This window comes from Vibrio sp. QJM3NY_21 (assembly GCF_057785975.1).
The window spans coordinates 843,456-862,853 of the sequence record NZ_CM173513.1; the positions used below are offsets into that span (position 1 = coordinate 843,456).

Consider the following 19,398-nt stretch of genomic DNA (forward strand, 5'->3'; position numbering starts at 1 on the left):
ATCTCTTGTTGTTCTAAACATCCCGCATAGAGAAAAGGATTGACTCAATAAGCCCGCCCCAAATCTGTTTACTTCACATCACAAGTAATGTTCTTGATTGGTGTCTCTGAGGTAACAAAGCAAACATACGCTTCAACAGGATTATTTGGACCAATTCGAATGTAACCTGCCTGTACTTCATCTTCGTTAAAGGTCACCGAGTGAGAGTTACCTGTCTTGCCATCGTAAAAGCTTGCTTCAAAATTACCATTCATTTGGCTTGCGATACGGTTGCGTGTCGTAGACGTCGTGAACGTAATATTTGCGCATCGCATGGGTGGCTTTTCAGTAATCAAAAACTGTCCGCTTTCTTTATCTAGCACGCCGCCTTTTGTATCTGGCTGAATGTCGATGGCTTGAAATTGTTCGATGGTACAAGTTTCTCTGGCAGAGGCTGTCGTGGGCATCAGGATCAAGAGAGCTAAAGGTAAAGCGAAGAGAACTGGTTTCATGAGAACAACACCGTGTATAAAAAGAGCGAAAGATAATAGCACCGTTATGGTGCTATTAAATGTAATGATTCTGTTATTAGGTAATGGTTATATTATGAGAAGGTCATGGTCTCAAATTTAGTTAGTTGTCGTCACTAACCTCAAATTGACACTGAGCCTGTTGGCTTTGTGATTGTTGAGTGACATTAAAACCTTTCTCTTTTAACAACTGCAAAAGGTTACCTTCGCCAACTAGGTGCAAGGCGCCAACCACGATCAAATAATTCCCATTTGAATCGAGTTTCCAATCATTGGCGGATAGCTTGTTTGCCCAGTCGATATTGCGATCAGTTAAGAATGCTTTCTCGAGTTCAAGCGACATCTCAGACAGCTCTGCGAAGGCTTCCAGCTTCGCTAAATCACCCGCTTTCCAGCTTTCAATTAGGCAATGAACCACATGATCAGTTTGGTCAAATTCCTCAAGGCTACTGACTAACCATTCCTTACCGTCATCCTTTTGTTTTGTCATCAGGTCTATTTGGAATTGTAGTGGCTCTAAACTGATAACCGGAATATCTTGGATAGTCGCTTTGTAAGCTAGCGTCGCATCAACGCCGCCGGCGGAGCCATAACCAAGGTTTTTTAGCTGCTGCATCTGAATGGAGAGAGAAGTCGCCCAAGGCGGTGAGCTGAGCAGTTGTTGCGTCGGCATATCCAACGATTTTGATATGTCGGTTAATAATTGCAGTTGTTCTTCATTGAGCACATCGGCTGTAGTGAGTTTGTTGTGGGGATATACAACGCCATCAGACTTTCTGATATCCGTTTCGATAACTAACCCATCACTGTTTTTTAGCGCGTTGATGATCGCTGAAGGAAGTGGGTACATACTCTCGTCCCCTACGTGCACGGAACCTAAGATAGTGAGTGTCAGTTCATCCTTTTTTGCTTGCCAATAAAGGGGCTCGGCGACTGCTTGCCTAGCTGAAAAAGCGAGAACGAATAAAACCATGTATAAGAATGGGCGCAAAGGGAGCTCCTTTAGGAAGTCTTAAACTCGTTAAAATCGATTTTGACGGTGTTTTTTAACGGTTTTTTTTGAGAACGATGTCACGTTGTTTGTACGAAAAGTATAACAACGCCAACAAACTCTTAAACCTTTCTCAGTAACAACGACACGATTTTATGAAATCCGTTAAAAAGATTGTGATTCATTTCTCAATTTTTACGTCAAAATAAAACTGACGGAAGTGCCGTCGATTCTAACTTAATGATTTTTATGTAATTAATTTTATCGCAAATTTTGAGATTTGAAGCTGATCACTTTATTAACTTGATTTAATTCACGGTAAAAAATAAGCCCATATAGTTTATCTAACTTTCGAAGCGCTCCACTTTGCTTCTGACTCGATTTTTAATTTATGGGTGAATACGATGTTGAAAAGAAACTTACTATCTGTCGCGGTATTAGCTGGTTTATCGGGTTGTGCCGTAACGCAAGCACCTGAGCAACGGGTTGTTAATGCACTGGCGGATAACCTTGATGTGCAATATGAAATTTTGACGAACCACGGCGCAAACGAAGGCATGGCTTGTCAGGATTTAGGCGCAGAGTGGGCATCATGTAACAAAGTGAACATGACTCTGAGCAATGACGGTGAAGCGATTGACTCGAAAGATTGGACTATCTACTTCCACAGTATTCGCCTTATTTTAGATGTTGATAACGAACAATTTAAAATCACTCGTGTAACGGGTGACCTACACAAACTAGAGCCTACAGATAAGTTCGATGGTTTTGCGGCTGGTGAAGAAGTGATTCTTCCGTTGACGAGTGAATATTGGCAACTGTTTGAAACCGACTTTATGCCGGGTGCATTCGTAACCGCGCCAAACGCAGAACCTAAGATGATTGCTTCATTGAATACTGAAGATGTCGCGTCGTTTGTGACAGGTCTAGAGGGTAACAACCTTAAGCGCACTCCTGATGACAACAATGTAATGGCAACCGCGGTTACTCGCTTTGAAAAGAATGCTGATCTAGCAACACAAGATGTATCAACAACTCTACTACCAACACCGATGTCGGTAGAAGCGGGCGAAGGTTCAGTGAGCATTGCTGGTGGTATTGCACTACCGAAAGAGGCATTTGATGCTGAGCAGTTCGCGGCAATTGAAGAACGTGCAGATGTGGTAAACGTAGATGTGAGTGGCGACCTACCTGTTAGTGTTGCTGTTGTTCCTACTCAGTTTACGGGTGATTTGGCGAAATCTGGCGCTTATGAACTAAGCATCTCGGAAGAGGGGATTGCGATTAAAGCGTTTGATAAAACAGGTGCTTTCTACGCAGTTCAGTCTATTTTTGGCCTAATAGACAGTCAGAACGCTGAATCATTACCACAACTGTCGATCAAAGATGCGCCACGTTTCGATTACCGTGGTGTGATGGTTGATGTTGCTCGAAACTTCCACTCAAAAGATGCCATCCTAGCAACGCTAGATCAAATGGCGGCATACAAGATGAATAAACTGCACCTTCACTTAACAGATGATGAAGGCTGGCGTTTAGAAATCCCAGGTTTACCAGAGCTAACGGATGTAGGGTCTAATCGTTGTTTTGATTTGGAAGAGCAAAGCTGTTTACTGCCTCAGCTAGGTTCAGGTCCAACAACAGACAACTTTGGCTCTGGTTTCTTTAGTAAAGCGGATTACGTCGAGATCTTAAGTTACGCAAAAGCGCGCAGCATCGAAGTAATTCCAGAAATTGATATGCCAGCACACGCTCGTTCTGCTGTGGTATCAATGGAAGCGCGTTACACTCGCCTAATGGCGGAAGGCAAAGAAGCTGAAGCAAGTGAATATCGCTTGATGGATCCACAAGATACTTCAAACGTGACGACTATTCAGTTCTACGATAAGCACAGCTTCATCAACCCATGCATGGAATCATCGACTCGCTTTGTTGATAAAGTGATTACTGAAATTGCAGCAATGCACAATGAAGCGGGTATGCCGCTAACGACTTGGCATTTTGGTGGTGATGAAGCGAAAAACATCAAGCTAGGCGCAGGCTTTCAAGATGTTGATGCTCAAGACAAAGTGGCATGGAAAGGTAACATTGAGCTAGACAAGCAAGACAAACCATTCCAACAGTCTCCACAATGTCAGTCTTTGATTGCTGACGGTTCGGTGAGTGATTTTGGTCACCTGCCTGGCTACTTTGCAAAAGAAGTATCAAAAATTGTTGCAGATAAAGGCATTCCTCATTTCCAAGCTTGGCAAGATGGCTTGAAGTATGTGGAAGAGGGTGAATCTGGCTTCGCTACTGAAACGACTCGCGTTAACTTCTGGGACGTTCTTTACTGGGGCGGAACTTCATCAGTGTATGACTGGTCAGCGAAAGGTTATGACGTGATTGTCTCTAACCCAGATTACGTATACATGGATATGCCATACGAAGTAGACGCAGCAGAGCGCGGTTACTACTGGGCAACGCGCGCAACGGATACTCGTAAGATGTTTGGCTTCGCACCAGAAAACATGCCACAAAACGCGGAAACCTCATTAGACCGTGACGGCAATGGCTTCACTGGTAAAGGCGAGATTGAAGCAAAACCTTTCTACGGTTTGTCTGCACAGCTTTGGTCTGAAACAGTACGTACCGACGAGCAGTATGAATACATGGTGTTCCCTCGCGTACTTGCGGCAGCAGAGCGCGCATGGCACAGAGCGGATTGGGAAAACGACTACAAAGTTGGCGTTGAATACTCTCAAGATACCGACCTAGTAAATAAGCAGTCTTTAAACAGCGACTTTAATCGATTCGCGAATATTGTTGGTCAACGTGAACTGGCTAAGCTTGAGAAAGCGGGCATTGATTACCGACTTCCAGTACCGGGCGCTCAGGTTGTGGATGGTAAGCTAGCGATGAACGTACAATTCCCAGGCGTAGAGCTGCAATACTCTGCTGATGGCGAAAACTGGTTAACGTACGATGAGCAACAACGTCCTTCGGTTTCAGGCGAAACTTACATCCGCTCTATCTCTGAAAGTGGCGAGAAAGTAAGTCGAGTAACCTCAATTAAATAATCGATAAGCAACATTAATAGAAGAGCTCCCTCGTTATTATCTTACTCAAGGTAATAACGAGGGAGCTCTTTTTATTTGCTGCGAATTAGGCTCTCATCCAAAACGGAAACATATAGAAACCGTCTTTGTTTATATCGTTAACAATGCACATAAAGTGAGTTTCGTCGCAAAAGTGACGGGCTTCTCATTATTCTCTTCAAAAAATAAGTCCCCTATAAAAAACTCTAAATCAAATGTGATTGAACTAACCGAATCTAATTTTGCGTCGTAAAATAATGTGATCTTGATCTGTACGTTTTTGCGTCTTGAGTTTTTTACCAATTTTTATGTTTTTAAGTGGCTGATTTTAATGTGTTAAATAACTTGTTCTTTTTTGATAGTGAGAGAGATCACTCTGCTTGTTCTTTTATTTTGAAACGTAAATTAATTCGAGCAACATAGATTTCATGCCAGGGAGGCTACCAACTACTCAAGCGGTGAAGGTGAATGATGTACCGAAGATATGCCGCTGAAAAAATCAAACTAAGGCAGTTTACTATGAAAAAAATTATCGCTCTAAGTGCTCTTTCTCTTGCTTTCGCTTCTAGTGCTTTTGCTGGTTCTTCTTACGTTACAGGTAACGTTCAATTTCACTCTGATTTCGATCCGTCAGCAACTTCTACTTTAGAAGCGGGCCACACGTTTGATACAGGCACAACTCTACTGACTGAGTTTGATGGTATCTCTCTTGGTAAGTACGACAACGATGCAATCCAAGATAGCGGTCTAGGTAACTCTCCATACATCACTCTTGGTGTAGAGCAGATGTACAACATCAACGACAACCTATGGGTTGCTGCTGGTTACCACCACCTACTAAATAACGGCGAAACGGTTCAGTACCGTCCACTAGTTAAGATCGGTTACAACTTCGACAACGGTATTTCTATTAGCAACCGTACTCGTTACCACGCAATGGAAGACAGCAATGCTGATGACCAAACTCGTTTTGATAACCGTATCGGCTACGCAGTAAATGCTGAACTAGCAGTAAGCTACAACAACGTATACGTAATCAACGAGGGCGACAACAAGATGGACCACGAGCTTCGTGCTACATGGACTCGTCAAGGCGTTCAACCTTACTTTGAGTACCGTAACCAAGCTGACAACGAAAACAACGCATTCGTATTCGGTGCTTCTTACGGCTTCTAAGCTGATTCACTTGGCTGTTAGTCGATTAGATTATTAGCCAAGTGAGCTTCTTCGTTAATTAGCTTTTTTGTTAAATAGCGTCTTCGCTAGCTAGCGAAGAAAATACAGCGGCACTAACAGCCCGGTTGGGGCCGCGACAAAATTTGCTTTACTGTCCAAAAGCAAAGAGCCTAGCAAGTAAACCACAGTCTTGGGTTTACTTAATGCTAGGCTCTATTTTTATAACTTCTTAATTATTGCTTTGGGTCGTTTTCTTTACGCTCTAATTGCCATTGTAATGACGGTATTCAAACACCTGACCTTTCTCGTTAAACGCATACACAGAATACTCGTCTTTCTTATCGCCATGCTCCATGCCCGGAGAGCCCATTGGCATACCAGGAACAGCCAAGCCAATCGCATTGCGTGGTGGGTTTTCTAAAAAGGCTTTCACGTCTTCTGCTGGAATGTGCCCTTCAAATACGTAACCGTCGATCTCTGCCGTGTGGCAAGAGGCTAGCTCTTGTGTTACCCCTAGCTTTTGTTTGATTGGATTCATGTCATCGTGGAGCTTCTCTGTAACATCGAACCCTGCATCTTGCATATGTTCCGTCCATTCTGTGCAGCAGCCGCAGTATGGGGATTTGTGGTTTAGAACATCAGTAGCTAAAGCCTGTCCTGAAATTGCAGCGAGTGCTGTAAGAGTCATAACTTTACGAATCATGGTTAACCTCATGAATATGGTTTTTATTGATATTAGAATGAGTGGGCTTGAATAATCTCAGCCTGTTGGCATTGCTCACTACCGTAATTGACGACATTGCCATCGCTGCGCCTGCAACGACTGGGCTTAGTAGAAATCCGAAAAATGGGTAGAGCACACCGGCCGCGATAGGAATACCAAGTGAGTTATAGATGAAGGCACCAAAGAGGTTTTGCTTCATGTTTCTCACGGTCGCTTGAGACAGCTCTATCGCGTTACTGACAGATAATGGCGACGAGTTGAGTAGCGTCATTTGCGCACTTTCAATCGCGACATCGCTGCCACTGCCCATTGCGATTCCTATATCCGCTTGAGCAAGTGCAGGCGCGTCGTTAATACCGTCTCCGACCATGGCAACACTCTTATATTGTTGTTGAAGCTGAACAATATGCTGAGCTTTCTGCTCTGGAAGCACTTCCGAGATAACCTCGTCGATACCGACACTTTTACCAATCGCTTGAGCAACAGAATCGTTGTCGCCTGTTAATAGCACGGTGTGAATTCCGGCGGATTTTAGTTGAGCAATGGCTTGTGTGCTATCTATTTTTAATGCGTCTGAAATGCCCAATATACCTTCCAGTTTTTGATCGATTACAACGAAGATTGGTGTCCATGCCTGTGAGCGGCAAAGCTCAATAAAGTCCGCGCCAATTTCAGTCTCAATGCCAAGTTGAGTGAGGTACTTAAGTGAGCCGACTTGAACGTTCTTGCCGTTAATTATTGCTTGAACTCCTAACCCTCGTTGGTTTTCGAATTCGCTATGGGGTAGCGCCGAAACTTGTAAGCTTTCTGCATATTGGCAGACGGCTTTCGCTAGGGGGTGTTCTGAGCCTACCTCTACCGAATAGGCGTAAGCCAGCAGTTCTTGCTCTGGTAAATCGCCATAAAAGGCTTGCTGAACGGTTGGCTTACCTTGGGTCAGGGTGCCTGTTTTATCAAACACGACGGCATCGATTTTACTGGCAGATTGCAACACATCAGCATCTTTGATCAGGACGCCAAACTCTGCTGCTTTGCCAACGCCGACAGTAATTGAGAGCGGCGTTGCTAGGCCCAAGGCACATGGACAGGCGATGATCAGTACAGTGGTTGATACCACGAGCATGTAACTTGCACTAGGTTGTGGGCCAACAAGAAACCAAACTAAGGCGGCAATGGCGGCGATTGCGACTACAACAGGTACGAAAACGGCAGAGATAGAGTCAGCAAGCTTAGCAATCGCAGGTTTGCTGCTTTGTGCTTGGCGAACCATCTGAATGATTCGAGCCAACATGGTGCTTGAGCCAATCCCCGTGGCTTCAATGATTAGGCTGCCATCACCATTAATGGTACCAGCTGAAACGCCATCATTAATCGATTTAACGTTAGGAAGCGGTTCGCCAGTCAGCATCGACTCATCGATATAAGATTCGCCAGATACCACGACACCATCGACAGGGACTTTTTCTCCCGGTTTCACTCGAACTTGCATACCGACTTGAATAGCTTCGACGGCGATGGTTTGTTCTTTACCATCGACGATAACCACGGCTTTTTGAGGTTGTAAATTAATCAGTGCCTGCAAAGATTTGGTGGTGCGTGCCTTGGCTTTGGCTTCAATGTAGTGACCCAAAGAAATAAGGCCGACGATCATCGCACTTGCCTCGAAGTAGACATGACGTGAAGCTTCAGGAAACCATGATGGAATTATCACAACCAACATTGAATAGAACCACGCGGCGCCGGTGCCTAAAGCAACTAATGTATCCATGGTTGCGCGCTTGTGCATCAGTGATTGCCAAGCGTTAGTGAAGAAGCTGCGTCCCGAGGTCGCAAGCAGTATCAAACAGACCACACCAACCAATCCCCAAGCCAATTGGTCGTTAAATGTAACAATGGTCATGCTGCCACCGAACAGACCCCACGCCATCAGCGGAGCTCCGATAACCAGCGCGCTTACTGAATTCTTTAGGAAAGCTTTTTGGGTACGAAGTTGTTGTTTTTGCTGTTTTTGTTGTTGAGTTGCTGCGTCATCAACGAATTCGGCACCGTAACCTGCGGTTTTCACCGATTCTATTAGAGCGCTTTCAATCACATCTCGTGTTTTAGAGGTGAAAACCAAGGCTGTCTGTTCTGCGAGGTTGATCTGAGCTTGGTCGACGAACTCATTCTTTTTCAACGCTTTCTCTACCGAAGAAACACAACTCGCACACGTCATTCCCTCAAGAACAAGGTGATAGGTATATTGGCTAGCTGCAGATTTAGCTTGTGTCGGTTCTACGGGCGCTGTTTTTTTATCTTCTTTTGAATCTGAACTCGATAAAAGGTCATTAGCTTCAGAGTAGGGAGTCGCGTGATAACCCACGCTTTCGATCAGCGCAATAAGCTCTGATTCTGCAAGCAAAGTAACCAAGGACAATTCATATTTGCTGACTTCTAGGTCTGATATTTGCTCGGTCTGCTCAAGCGCTTGAGTCAGTTTGCTCACGCACTTACCACAGCTGAGTCCTGATAATGATAGATGCAGCGAATTACCCATGGAATAACTAAGGGTCGCTAACTGTTCGTTGAGTTCAACGTAGCTAAAAGGAGTCGAAATATCGATGTACGTCGGCGATATGTCGTTGATCGTCGTGTTATCGAAATCACCAAACAGGGTGCGGACTTTCTTCGCGCAACCCATGCAATTTAGGCCGTTGAGTGCGGTAGTGTAATGGTTCATATCGATACTCCAATTCTCATCTACACCCAACATAAACCTTACCGTAAGGGTAAGGTCAAACATAAATTTAAAAAATTGATCTTAGTGGAATATGAATGGATGGGTTACGTTGGTGAAATAAGCGTGAGTTAAAGAAAAGCGTGGCTATAATCTATTGGCTCAGGCTATAGATTTGCTACATCGAAGCTGAATTTAGCCTTTCTACACTCGCTTTCGTACAACAACAGCGCATTAATCATTCACTACTGATTGTAGATTTAAGCGGTGGTGATAAAATAGCGCCCAAAATTTAGTGATATTTGGCTATTACAGACTTTGTAATAGACCCCACTAAAAGAATCACCTACATAATCAAGGTATTTAAATGACGGTTAAAACTCGTTTTGCTCCTAGCCCAACTGGCTATCTTCACGTTGGTGGTGCACGTACTGCACTTTACTCTTGGCTATTCGCTAAGAACCAAGGTGGTGAATTCGTTCTACGTATCGAAGACACGGATCTTGAGCGTAACTCTCAAGAAGCGGTTGATGCAATTCTAGAAGGCATGCAATGGATGGGTATGGAATGGGATGAAGGTCCTTACTACCAATCTAAGCGTTTTGACCGTTACAACGAAATGGTTGATAAGCTACTTGCTGAAGACAAAGCATTCAAATGCTACGCGTCTAAAGAGCTGCTTGATGAGATTCGTGCAGTACAAGAAGAAAACAAAGAAATGGCTCGTTACGATGCTAACCACCCTAAAATTGTTGCAGCAAACGAAGCAGCAAAAGAAGGTGATGCATGCGTTATTCGTTTCCGTAACCCTAAAGAAGGCAGTGTAGTATTTGATGACCAAATCCGTGGTCGCATTGAAATCTCTAACAGCCAACTTGATGACCTAATCATTCGTCGTACAGACGGCGCACCAACATACAACTTCGTGGTTGTAGTAGATGACTGGGATATGGGTATTACACACGTTGTTCGTGGTGAAGACCACATCAACAACACACCTCGTCAAATCAACATCTATGAAGCACTAGGCGCGCCAGTCCCAACTTTCGCTCACTGTGCAATGATTCTTGGTGATGACGGTGCGAAACTTTCTAAGCGTCACGGTGCTGTTTCTGTAATGCAATACCGCGATGAAGGTTACCTACCAAATGCACTGAACAACTACCTAGTTCGTTTAGGTTGGTCTCACGGTGACCAAGAGATCTTCTCTCAAGAAGAGATGATTGAGTTCTTCAGCCTTAAAGCAATCAGCAAGTCTGCATCTGCATTCAACACTGAAAAGCTGCTTTGGTTGAACAACCACTACATCAAGACTTCAGAGCCTGAGTACGTTGCAAAATACCTGCAATGGCACCTAGACGCACAGAAGATCGATACAACAAACGGCCCAGCGATCACTGAAGTGATCAAGCTAGTTGGCGAGCGTTGTAACACGCTTATCGAACTTGCTGAGCAGTCTCGTTACTTCTACGAAGATTTCTCTGAGTTTGAAGCTGGCGCAGCGAAGAAGCACCTACGTGGTGTTGCTAAAGGCCCACTAGAGCTTGCTCTTGCTAAGGTTGAAGCACTTGAAGATTTCACTACTGCAAACATCAAAGATGGTGTGATTACAGCAGTATGTGAAGAGCTAGAGATCGGCATGGGTAAAATCGGTATGCCACTTCGCGTAGCAGTAACAGGTGGCGGTCAGTCTCCTTCTGTTGATGCAGTGATGGAGCTTGTTGGTAAAGAGCGCGTAATCGCTCGCATCAAGATGGCTCTTGAGTTCATCGCTGAGCGTGAAGCTAACGCTTAATTGAGCGATTGCTAGATTCACAAAAAAGGGTCAGTAACTTGGTTACTGACCCTTTTTATTTGTCTTGAGCTTCGTCGCTTAGAGCTTTGCCGATTAGAACTTTTTCGATTAGAGCTTTGTCGATCCGAACTCTGCTGATCAGAACTGGATTCGTTATAGCTTGTCGTCAGTAATCAGTTGGGTCGCTTGATCCGCTGTTTTCTTATCGAACAAGATATCCATCATCGCTTTAATGCGTTCCATATCGTCGCCAAACTTTGATAAATTTCCGCTATTAGGTGCTTTAAATTCTACGTTGCCTACGCGCTGTTGATCTTGATAAGCTGAGATCTTAGCGTCTGCCACAAAGGTTCTGAAATCCCAACTCCAACGAGAGACGTAATCAAGCGTAATATCCTCTGGGTTATGTTCTGAACCGTCTGCAACGACTTTACATTTCACCTGATTGTTCAGGCACCAGTCGAGCATGGAATCGAGGAAAATGCTGCGCGTTTTTACATCTTCCACGATCGTGATATTTTCGATGTTGTTTGCTTCAGGAAGTGCATTGCCCGAATACTTCGGAGCACTGCAACCTGCGAGTAAAAAGACAACAGCAACAACTAACCAGTTTTTCATTATCTATCCTAGATTTTTTTGAAGATGATGGAAGTGTTGATCCCGCCAAAGGCAAAGTTGTTGCTCATTAGGTATTCAACATCCAGTTCGCGGCCTGAGCCCGTTATGTAATCAAGTTTACCGCAGCGTTCGTCAATGTTTTCAAGGTTCAATGTTGGACTGAACCAGCCTGAATGCATCATCTCTAGGCTTAACCAAGCTTCAATTGCACCACACGCACCAAGCGTATGACCAAAGTAGCTTTTCAATGAACTGATTGGCACTTCGCCGAAAATGTTCGCTGTAGCATTACTTTCTGCAATATCGCCTTTTTCAGTTGCAGTACCGTGAGCAGAAACATAACCGATCTTTTCAGCCGGAAGTTGCGCGTCTTTGAGTGCTTTCTCCATACAAACTTGCATGGTTTCCATTTGAGGTTGGGTCACATGAGCTGCATCGCAATTGCTGGCAAAGCCGACAATCTCAGCGTAGATCTTTGCGCCGCGAGCGACGGCATGTTCATACTCTTCGAGCACAAGCGTACCAGCGCCTTCACCGATGACTAGACCATCGCGCTCACTGTCGTAAGGGCTAGGGGATTTTTCTGGTGTGTCGTTTTTTAAACTGGTAGCAAAAAGGGTATCGAAAACGGCAGACTCAGTTGGGCATAGTTCTTCACCACCACCAGCAACCATCACGGTTTGGTAGCCGTGTTTGATCGCTTCATAAGCGTAACCAATCGCTTGGCTCCCTGAAGTGCAGGCACTGCTGGTGGGAATCACGCGTCCGCGCAAGCCAAAGAACAGTCCAACGTTGACCGCAGCAGTGTGTGGCATCATTTGAACATAGGTAGTTGCTGTGATTGCTCGTGTCGATTTCTCGTTAAGCATCACACCAAACGCACCTACGGCATCAGTACTGCCGGTTGAAGACCCGTAGGCAATGCCCGTTTCTCCGTTAGTTAGAACATCATGTCCAATCAACCCGGCTTGTGTTAAAGCATCTTCAGTCGCGACAGTGGCTAAGCGAGAAACCCGACCCATGCCTCGAACCTGTTTACGTTTGTAGTGTTTTGGTAACTGGAAGTCATCAATAGGCGCAGCTAGCTTAGTGTTGAGGCCATCGTATTGCTCAAAACTTGGCATATATTGAGTGGCATTTTCACACGCTTTCAGTTTTGGCTCGATGTGCTGCCAATCATTACCAAAGGCAGTAACACCAGACATGCCAGTTACAACAACGCGGTGGGTCATACTAAGCCTCCATTGACTGAAATTACTTGGCGAGTGACGTAGCCAGCAATATCAGACATTAGGTAGCTGACTAGGCCAGCCACTTCTTCTGGCTCGCCCATTCGGCGCAGTGGCACTTGAGGAAGGGCATGATCTTTCACGTGTTCGTCAACCATACCGGTATCAATTAAGCCTGGAGCCACGCAGTTTACCGTGATCTTGCGCTTAGCGAGTTCTAGAGCCAGAGACTTAGTCGCGCCAATCACGCCGGCTTTTGCCGCCGCATAGTTGGTTTGACCGCGGTTGCCCATGATGCCAGATACCGACGCCAGAGTAACGATTCGACCGCCTTTGCGTTTTTGAACCATTGGCATTACACAAGGGTGAAGCACGTTGTAGAAGCTATCAAGATTGGTATGGATAACGCCATCCCACTCTTCTTCCGTCATGGCTGGGAATGCCGTGTCACGAGTAATACCCGCATTGTTCACCACGCCATAGTAAGCGCCATGTTCAGCAATATCAGACTCAAGTTTTTCGCGACACTCGCTGCGATTGCTGATATCAAATTGGATAAGACGTCCTGCGCCACCCAGTTCAGTGATCGACTTTAAGGTATCTTCGGCACCTTGCTTGTCACCCATGTAATGAACGGCGATTTCAAATCCGTCTTTTGCGAGTTGGATAGCGATCGCTTTACCAATACCTTTACTGGCACCAGTGACTAAAACCTGACGGGTCATGATGGGCTCCTAGTTTTCATTTCTTGTAATTTTTGTTCAGTTGGCACATAGACATTAAGTTGGCATTGAGCCACCAATTCGCCTTGGTCTTCGACTCTGGCGGTAAACACGGCCATGCCACTGTCTTCCATCAGTTGCTCGGCGTAGATATCAAGGGTTTGCCCTTGAGAAAATTGGTCACAAAGTGATTTGTAACGACGAGAACCCAGTAAGAACCCGATGGGTGGAGTGGTGCCGTTTTTTATCGCGTGGTATCCAGACCAAGCGGCAACCGACTGCGCCATAAACTCGATACCAACATAAGCGGGTACGGTTTGAGTGTCTGCGTTAAAGAACAGGTTATGTGCTCCAATATCCACTTGGCAGTGAATCGATAACGCCTCTACGCTGATAGCACGATCGATTAATATCATCGGGTCATCATGTGGGAGGAGTTGGTCTACAGAAGGGATATCAGTCATTTACTACACCAAAAATCAGGCTAATGTTGTTGCCACCAAAAGCAAATGAGTTGCTTAAGATGTTCTTTACTTTAAGTTTCTGGGCACAGTTTACCAAATCAATCTCAATATCCTCAGCTTTATCCTGACATTTTTGTAAGGGAAGCGGTAAGTCATATTTTAAAATATGCCATGCTATTGCTGCTTCTATCGCACTTGCGGCTCCAAGAGTATGCCCGGTGAGCGGCTTGGTAGAACTGACGGGAACCTTGTTTGCAAAAATACGATGAATGGCTTTGCTTTCCATTGAGTCATTGAGAGGCGTTGCGGTGCCATGAGCATTGATATAGCCGATGTCCTCTGCTGTTAGCTGTGCAGCGTTCAGTGCCTTTCTCATTGCTTGTTCTGCGCCATTTCCTTCAGGGTGAGGGGCTGATATATGGTGCGCGTCAGAACTATCACCACAACCTAACAGAGCAATATTGGGTAAGTTGTTCGATGGTTTTATTTTGCTAAGCAGCATAAATGCGGCGGCTTCTCCGATATTAATACCATCTCTAGAAGCACTAAAAGGCTGACAATGTGTCGTTGAAAGTGCTTCAAGGCCATGAAAACCATTGAGCGTCAGCTTACATAAGGTGTCCACACCACCGACTAATACAGCATCGGCTATGCCGGAATCTAACAGTCGCTCGGCGGTCAGAAATACACGGCCACTTGATGAGCAAGCCGTCGAAATTGCATAACTTGGCCCCATTATCGCGCAGTATTGGCTGACGAACTCAGAAGTATTGCCAAGCTCTTGTTTCGAGTAATGGTAATGCTCAGGAAACTCATCGTGTGTCAATTTATGTTTGAAAGCCGCTTCACCATCAGAAATACCTGAGGTGCTAGTGCCTATAACAACAGCAACTTTATCCGAGCCAAATTGTAATTTTGCTTGCTCGATAGAATCTTTGATTTGGTTTAGGGCCGATAACGCGAGCTGGTTATTACGAGTAGCGTATTCGGCAAGGTGCTGAGGAATTTCAGGCAGATCGCCCGCTACCTTACCAACGACAGTCGACTTGCCGTCATTCAGCATCTCGTCCACTTCTACCATGTTCGAGCGGTGCTCATTTGTAAGGCAGTCGTGAATTTCAGCAACGCTTGAGCCTAGCGCCGAGTGGAAACCACAGTCTTGGATGTAAATAGGCATAGTGTTCAGCTCTTACTTGGGTTGTCGACAATCGTTGAGTTCAACGTTTGTATAGTGATGGTATAGCCTTGGAGCAAATGTGTGAAAACAATGTCGCCGCGAGTTTTGTCAGATCCGGAATCCGCTTGGTAATCAATTCGAATGATTGCCTGTTGGTTATCGTCAAACACTGTGCGGCTGTTTTCTGTGTCGACCAAGTACCAGCCGATACTTTCTAAAGGTTGAGTCCACGCTTCAACTGGCCATAGGGTCAGCATTAAATTAAATAGCACCTGTTCGGGTTGCGGCAGGGTCGCCCCAAGGCCAGATAAAACCTGTGTATCAATCACTTGATTTTGGTACTGCAGTGACAAAATTCGAGTACCCCAAGATGAAAAACCAGCTAACACCACTTTATCTGGTGTCACTTCAACTTGGACAGGAAGTTGTTGAGTCTCGTTTTGCCAGGTTGCGTTAATCAACTGGCTCGCCGTAAATGAGTATCCAAGCTCAGAAGGCAAAGGTAAGGCTAATTCGGTGTCATTATCGATAGACACACTTGCGCCAGTCGGCTGCTGAGAAACCATTGAACAGGCACTGAGTAGTAAACCCAATACAACGCCCAGCGCTATCCGTATTGTATTTTTCATCTAAAAGCCTCATGAGGTTTTGGTTTTCTTGCGGCTTTCTCTGTATTGATTGCGAGTGGAGAAAGCAACCACGCCACAAAAATACCCGTTAAGACGGTAACACCGAAGCTATGAATGGCATGAGTCTGACTTAGTGACAGTAAACCAAATGAAAGCAGCGTCGTGAGGCCAGACAAGGTAATGGCTAACAAGGTGCTCAGTGATTTCTTCTGCTCAGCAAAGAAAAGGGTGTAGTCGATGCCAATCCCTAGAATCAGAATCAGACCCAATAAGTTAAATAGGTTTAAGGTCGAACCCAAAACGCCGGTGATCGCTAGCCCTGCGATTCCCGCAATCAAAGACGGCAACAGCATCAACAGGCTCTGTTTTACGCCATAGCGCCAGCCTAAAACCATTCCAATGGCTGCCAATGCTATTAATAATAGTTCGGTGATCTTGACTCTGTATTCAGCAAAAAGCGACGAGATTTCATCGGCCTTATTGAGGAACTTAACATCTTGTTGCTGAGCAAAATCTGAACCAAGCCATTGAGAGAACAGCTCTGAGTCAGTGACATCTTTGATTAAAATAACAGACGCAGCTTGTCCATCTATCGGCCTCAACCAAAGAGGACGAATGGGTTCTGATACTGGTGATGCTAAAAAACCATCAACTGTTATTGGTTCATAGTTAGGAAGCTCAGGGAAACTCGACCAACCTAATGTGGTTTGTAATGTTGAGCTCTGATTAGCGTAGAGCTGTTTCACCAGCCGATAGTTTTCATTTTGCTCATGCTCACTTGGCAGGTGTTGATTGACGCTGCGATATCCTGAGATGCCTCGCTTCTCGATCAATGAATCTAATTCAGAGGTGATCAATGCCAATTTTTTCAGTAATGCTTGATTACTTTTCGCAGTTACCAACAGCATATTTTGACCATTGCCTAATCCTGAAATCTCAGTGATGGCTTGCTCTTGCTGTTTGAGTTGCTCTGGCATTGCCTGAAGTTGGCGTATATCGTCGTCGTAACGAATTTGACTGAGTGACATTAGGCTAACGACAGTCACCGTTAACGGTAAGCCTATTCTGAATTTTGGCTTGCTCCATACACTCAACCAACTATGCCAAAGCTTCACTAGGGGGAGTGGACGTTCCTGACTTGGTTTCGCCGCTAAAACGGGGTACCAACACACTACACTGGCGTAAGCTGCAATGAGTCCAATTGACGAGAACAAAGCAAGTTGTTGTAAGCCTGGGAAAGGTGCAACAAGTAAGCCTAGGTAGCCTATCAAGCTAGTAATAAGCCCCAAGCTGATCGCAATAAGGATATGTTGCAACCCTTTTTTACTTTGCCATTTACTTCCTGCCGCTAAGCGATCGGTAAGGAAGTGAAAAGAGTAATCGATTGATACGCCGATCAAACTGGCACCGAACACTAAACTAAATAGGTGAACCTTGCCGAAGATAGCGACGGTGCTTGCAAGAGCAACCAACAGCCCAGTACTGATGGAAAGCAAGGATAATGCAAGTGGTAGGGCACTACGAAACGTCAACCACACCAATAAAATAACACCGGCTAATGAGCCCAAACCAATAGTACTGATTTCTGATTTCGCGCTTTCGGTGCCGTAATTTGCGTAGAACACCACACCGGTATGCTGCACTTTGACACCAAACTGTTTTTCGATCTCGCGCTCAATTGAATCAAGAGCAGGAAGTTGTTCTTGAATCGCCAAACTATAAGGCGAACCCGCCAGAGTCGCCGTCACCAAAATATGAACTCGGTCATTAGATTGAGCGGTGAGGTACCCCTCTTTCAGAACAAAGTTACTTGATTGAACGCCAACAGCGCTGATGTAGTCGCGAAATAACAAAAATGGGTCGAGAGATAGCTCTGCGGCAGTGACGCCTGAGAATGGATTGTACAGAGACTGGATGACATATTGAGCTCGCGAATCCGGCGAGTGTGTCAGCGTCTCTTTTTGTTGCTGGGTCAGAAGTTGAGCTCGGTGACGAAAATAGAAATCGCTCCACTGGCTTTGGGTGCTGGCGTTGATCTTACCTTGAACTTGCTTAAACAGAGTTGGCTGACTTGAAAAGGCTCTTTGGTTGAGGGCCTTTTCAAAAGCGTCGGTCGCAACCATGGCTTGTTCGATGTCGGGGGCGCTGATGATAAACACCACTTGCTCGCTCATCGAGCTGGATATCTGCTGAAAGGCTTGCTCTACCATGGGGTCTTGCTGGTTTTCTGGCAGCAATTTCATGATGTTGCTTTCAATGGGTACTGATGAAGAAAAAGCGAATTGTTTGATCAACAATCCGCTAAATAGCATTACGACAACAAGCCAAGCGAGGGCTAGGCTAGAATTGGAATTGTTGCGCTTCAGCATCTGATAATACTTCCGGTTGATGGCTTAGCTGGCTAAATTCGATCACTGTGCTGTCTCCACGAATCTCTTTCAGCTCAATGCGTTCAATATCGTTGTTACCTTGTAGTGTGATGGCTTCAAATACCGCATTCATTGGCGCACTTTTGGGCTTTAGAGTGAGCGTCCATGACGTACCCTCTGTGCTTTCATTTGCACTTTCATCTGAGCTTTGCTCAGTCGCGGGTTCAAATGACAGTGAGAACTGCTCTTGGAGTTTTTGAGTATCACCGTGGAACACCGATAGGAATATATGGCTGAAATAAAACGCCATTGGGTTTTCTTGGTCGGTGATGATCTTAGCTGGTTGATCAGCAAACCTTTGGCTCAGTTTGTTGTCGGTTAGCACCAAGCTCACAGGGAAGGGTGTCGCTTGTGTCCAAAGTAAACCATTCGATTTGTCTAACAGGAAAGCACCTTGTGATGTTAAAGGCTGAGCGAACATTTCCATATTGCGTGTTTGAGTAAACTCTCCACGCACGATGTTGTTTGCACTTAATACTGTTTGAAGATCTGAAATAGAGCCAACCGTAGCTGTACTTTCATTAGCAATAACAAAGCTACTCGCCATCACAGAGGCAAGCCCTAGTAGTGCGATGCTGATTTGCTTACGTCCGTGTTTAAACAGACTCATGTTTCACCTGCTGCTGTGTGTTAGTTGCTTGAGATTGATCGGATAGCGGATTATTTGATTGAGTGGTGTTTGATTGTGGCAAACAGCCAAATTGGTGCCAATGATCGATTTTATCGGTAAATATTTTCGGCGAAGCAAAACACATTTCTTGTTCTTCAATGGTCACCGCAACCTGCATGGTATGAGCTCGCGTCATACGAGCTCCAGTGTTGGCATCGTGAATTTCGTAGTCAACACGCAAGCGATTTTCCCACTCGGTCAGCTTAGCTGATACCTTGATCTGATGATTAAAAGGGATCGCTTTAATGTACTTTACGCGCGTGTCGATGATTGGCCACATGTAGCCGGAATCCTTCATCTCATGATAGTTGTACTCAATCTTATCCATCATGATGCGCCTTACTTCTTCAAAAAACCGGAAGTAGTTGCCGTGATAGATCACGCCCATCGGGTCGGCATCTTGGAATGAGGTAACTAGAGTGACCTCAGATTGTAATGGATGAAGGATTTCAGACATAAATCGCTCTCAACA

The 19,398-nt window shown here is 45.1% G+C and carries 16 protein-coding genes; 3 read left to right on the forward strand and 13 right to left on the reverse strand.

Going from position 1 to position 19,398, the window contains the following annotated elements:
• Window positions 1-68: 68 nt before the first annotated feature.
• Window positions 69-491, reverse strand: a complete 423-nt coding sequence (locus AC3CID_RS03825) for a hypothetical protein (RefSeq protein WP_004736121.1) — start codon at window positions 489-491, stop codon at window positions 69-71.
• A gap of 121 nt (window positions 492-612) precedes the next feature.
• On the reverse strand, window positions 613-1,500 hold the full coding sequence (locus AC3CID_RS03830) for a TraB/GumN family protein (protein WP_488526968.1): 888 nt from the start codon (window positions 1,498-1,500) through the stop codon (window positions 613-615).
• A 404-nt stretch (window positions 1,501-1,904) separates the two neighbouring features.
• On the opposite strand from AC3CID_RS03830, the gene AC3CID_RS03835 reads away from it, so the two are divergent.
• Together AC3CID_RS03835 and AC3CID_RS03840 are read left to right on the forward strand one after the other, a co-directional pair.
• Complete coding sequence (locus tag AC3CID_RS03835; protein WP_488526969.1) at window positions 1,905-4,559, forward strand: beta-N-acetylhexosaminidase; 2,655 nt, start codon at window positions 1,905-1,907, stop codon at window positions 4,557-4,559.
• Window positions 4,560-5,096: 537 nt separating this feature from the next.
• A complete protein-coding gene (locus tag AC3CID_RS03840) occupies window positions 5,097-5,753 on the forward strand; it encodes an oligogalacturonate-specific porin KdgM family protein (protein WP_017631064.1) in 657 nt (218 codons plus the stop codon).
• Window positions 5,754-6,015: 262 nt separating this feature from the next.
• Here AC3CID_RS03840 and AC3CID_RS03845 read toward each other — a convergent pair whose 3' ends face one another.
• Both AC3CID_RS03845 and AC3CID_RS03850 read right to left on the reverse strand, forming a co-directional pair.
• Complete coding sequence (locus AC3CID_RS03845; RefSeq protein WP_488526970.1) at window positions 6,016-6,456, reverse strand: DUF411 domain-containing protein; 441 nt, start codon at window positions 6,454-6,456, stop codon at window positions 6,016-6,018.
• Window positions 6,446-9,229, reverse strand: coding sequence for a heavy metal translocating P-type ATPase (locus AC3CID_RS03850; RefSeq protein ID WP_488526971.1), 2,784 nt, complete (start codon window positions 9,227-9,229; stop codon window positions 6,446-6,448). Before AC3CID_RS03850 ends, AC3CID_RS03845 begins: the two co-directional genes overlap by 11 nt.
• A 331-nt stretch (window positions 9,230-9,560) precedes the next feature.
• Here AC3CID_RS03850 and gltX point away from each other — a divergent pair, with 331 nt between their 5' ends.
• Window positions 9,561-10,988 carry a glutamate--tRNA ligase gene (gltX, locus tag AC3CID_RS03855; protein WP_488526972.1) on the forward strand — a complete coding sequence of 476 codons (1,428 nt, stop codon included), beginning with the start codon at window positions 9,561-9,563 and terminating at the stop codon, window positions 10,986-10,988.
• A 153-nt stretch (window positions 10,989-11,141) separates the two neighbouring features.
• Here gltX and AC3CID_RS03860 read toward each other — a convergent pair whose 3' ends face one another.
• Genes AC3CID_RS03860 through AC3CID_RS03900 form a run of 9 tightly spaced genes read right to left on the reverse strand, consistent with a single transcriptional unit; the run spans window position 11,142 to window position 19,383 of the window.
• Window positions 11,142-11,606, reverse strand: a complete 465-nt coding sequence (locus AC3CID_RS03860; protein WP_488526973.1) for an Sbal_3080 family lipoprotein — start codon at window positions 11,604-11,606, stop codon at window positions 11,142-11,144.
• An 8-nt stretch (window positions 11,607-11,614) separates the two neighbouring features.
• Window positions 11,615-12,838 (reverse strand): beta-ketoacyl-ACP synthase, encoded by a 1,224-nt coding sequence (locus AC3CID_RS03865; protein ID WP_017076635.1) that lies wholly within the window; start codon window positions 12,836-12,838, stop codon window positions 11,615-11,617.
• A complete protein-coding gene (locus tag AC3CID_RS03870; protein WP_004736137.1) occupies window positions 12,835-13,560 on the reverse strand; it encodes a 3-ketoacyl-ACP reductase FabG2 in 726 nt (241 codons plus the stop codon). Before AC3CID_RS03870 ends, AC3CID_RS03865 begins: the two co-directional genes overlap by 4 nt.
• On the reverse strand, window positions 13,557-14,021 hold the full coding sequence (locus tag AC3CID_RS03875; protein WP_017076633.1) for a hotdog family protein: 465 nt from the start codon (window positions 14,019-14,021) through the stop codon (window positions 13,557-13,559). Before AC3CID_RS03875 ends, AC3CID_RS03870 begins: the two co-directional genes overlap by 4 nt.
• Window positions 14,014-15,198, reverse strand: a complete 1,185-nt coding sequence (locus tag AC3CID_RS03880) for a beta-ketoacyl-[acyl-carrier-protein] synthase family protein (RefSeq protein ID WP_488526974.1) — start codon at window positions 15,196-15,198, stop codon at window positions 14,014-14,016. Before AC3CID_RS03880 ends, AC3CID_RS03875 begins: the two co-directional genes overlap by 8 nt.
• Window positions 15,199-15,203: 5 nt before the next feature.
• Window positions 15,204-15,827 (reverse strand): DUF3261 domain-containing protein, encoded by a 624-nt coding sequence (locus tag AC3CID_RS03885; RefSeq protein WP_488526975.1) that lies wholly within the window; start codon window positions 15,825-15,827, stop codon window positions 15,204-15,206.
• Window positions 15,824-18,196, reverse strand: a complete 2,373-nt coding sequence (locus tag AC3CID_RS03890) for an MMPL family transporter (protein ID WP_488526976.1) — start codon at window positions 18,194-18,196, stop codon at window positions 15,824-15,826. Before AC3CID_RS03890 ends, AC3CID_RS03885 begins: the two co-directional genes overlap by 4 nt.
• Window positions 18,168-18,866: a LolA family protein gene (locus AC3CID_RS03895; RefSeq protein ID WP_488526977.1), complete on the reverse strand. Its 699-nt coding sequence runs from the start codon at window positions 18,864-18,866 to the stop codon at window positions 18,168-18,170. The genes AC3CID_RS03890 and AC3CID_RS03895 overlap by 29 nt, the downstream gene beginning before the upstream one ends.
• The gene (locus tag AC3CID_RS03900) at window positions 18,853-19,383 is read right to left on the reverse strand and encodes an acyl-CoA thioesterase (RefSeq protein WP_237290795.1); all 531 of its coding nucleotides are present in this window, start codon (window positions 19,381-19,383) and stop codon (window positions 18,853-18,855) included. The genes AC3CID_RS03895 and AC3CID_RS03900 overlap by 14 nt, the downstream gene beginning before the upstream one ends.
• Window positions 19,384-19,398: the final 15 nt, after the last annotated feature.

Bases quoted from the DNA above. Each gene is read 5' to 3' on its own strand.
- AC3CID_RS03825 (WP_004736121.1), bottom strand. From the start codon at position 491: ATGAAACCAGTTCTCTTCGCTTTACCTTTAGCTCTCTTGATCCTGATG.
- AC3CID_RS03835 (WP_488526969.1), top strand. From the start codon at position 1,905: ATGTTGAAAAGAAACTTACTATCTGTCGCGGTATTAGCTGGTTTATCG.
- AC3CID_RS03840 (WP_017631064.1), top strand. From the start codon at position 5,097: ATGAAAAAAATTATCGCTCTAAGTGCTCTTTCTCTTGCTTTCGCTTCT.
- AC3CID_RS03845 (WP_488526970.1), bottom strand. From the start codon at position 6,456: ATGATTCGTAAAGTTATGACTCTTACAGCACTCGCTGCAATTTCAGGA.
- AC3CID_RS03850 (WP_488526971.1), bottom strand. From the start codon at position 9,229: ATGTTGGGTGTAGATGAGAATTGGAGTATCGATATGAACCATTACACT.
- gltX (WP_488526972.1), top strand. From the start codon at position 9,561: ATGACGGTTAAAACTCGTTTTGCTCCTAGCCCAACTGGCTATCTTCAC.
- AC3CID_RS03860 (WP_488526973.1), bottom strand. From the start codon at position 11,606: ATGAAAAACTGGTTAGTTGTTGCTGTTGTCTTTTTACTCGCAGGTTGC.
- AC3CID_RS03865 (WP_017076635.1), bottom strand. From the start codon at position 12,838: ATGACCCACCGCGTTGTTGTAACTGGCATGTCTGGTGTTACTGCCTTT.
- AC3CID_RS03870 (WP_004736137.1), bottom strand. From the start codon at position 13,560: ATGACCCGTCAGGTTTTAGTCACTGGTGCCAGTAAAGGTATTGGTAAA.
- AC3CID_RS03875 (WP_017076633.1), bottom strand. From the start codon at position 14,021: ATGACTGATATCCCTTCTGTAGACCAACTCCTCCCACATGATGACCCG.
- AC3CID_RS03880 (WP_488526974.1), bottom strand. From the start codon at position 15,198: ATGCCTATTTACATCCAAGACTGTGGTTTCCACTCGGCGCTAGGCTCA.
- AC3CID_RS03885 (WP_488526975.1), bottom strand. From the start codon at position 15,827: ATGAAAAATACAATACGGATAGCGCTGGGCGTTGTATTGGGTTTACTA.
- AC3CID_RS03890 (WP_488526976.1), bottom strand. From the start codon at position 18,196: ATGCTGAAGCGCAACAATTCCAATTCTAGCCTAGCCCTCGCTTGGCTT.
- AC3CID_RS03895 (WP_488526977.1), bottom strand. From the start codon at position 18,866: ATGAGTCTGTTTAAACACGGACGTAAGCAAATCAGCATCGCACTACTA.
- AC3CID_RS03900 (WP_237290795.1), bottom strand. From the start codon at position 19,383: ATGTCTGAAATCCTTCATCCATTACAATCTGAGGTCACTCTAGTTACC.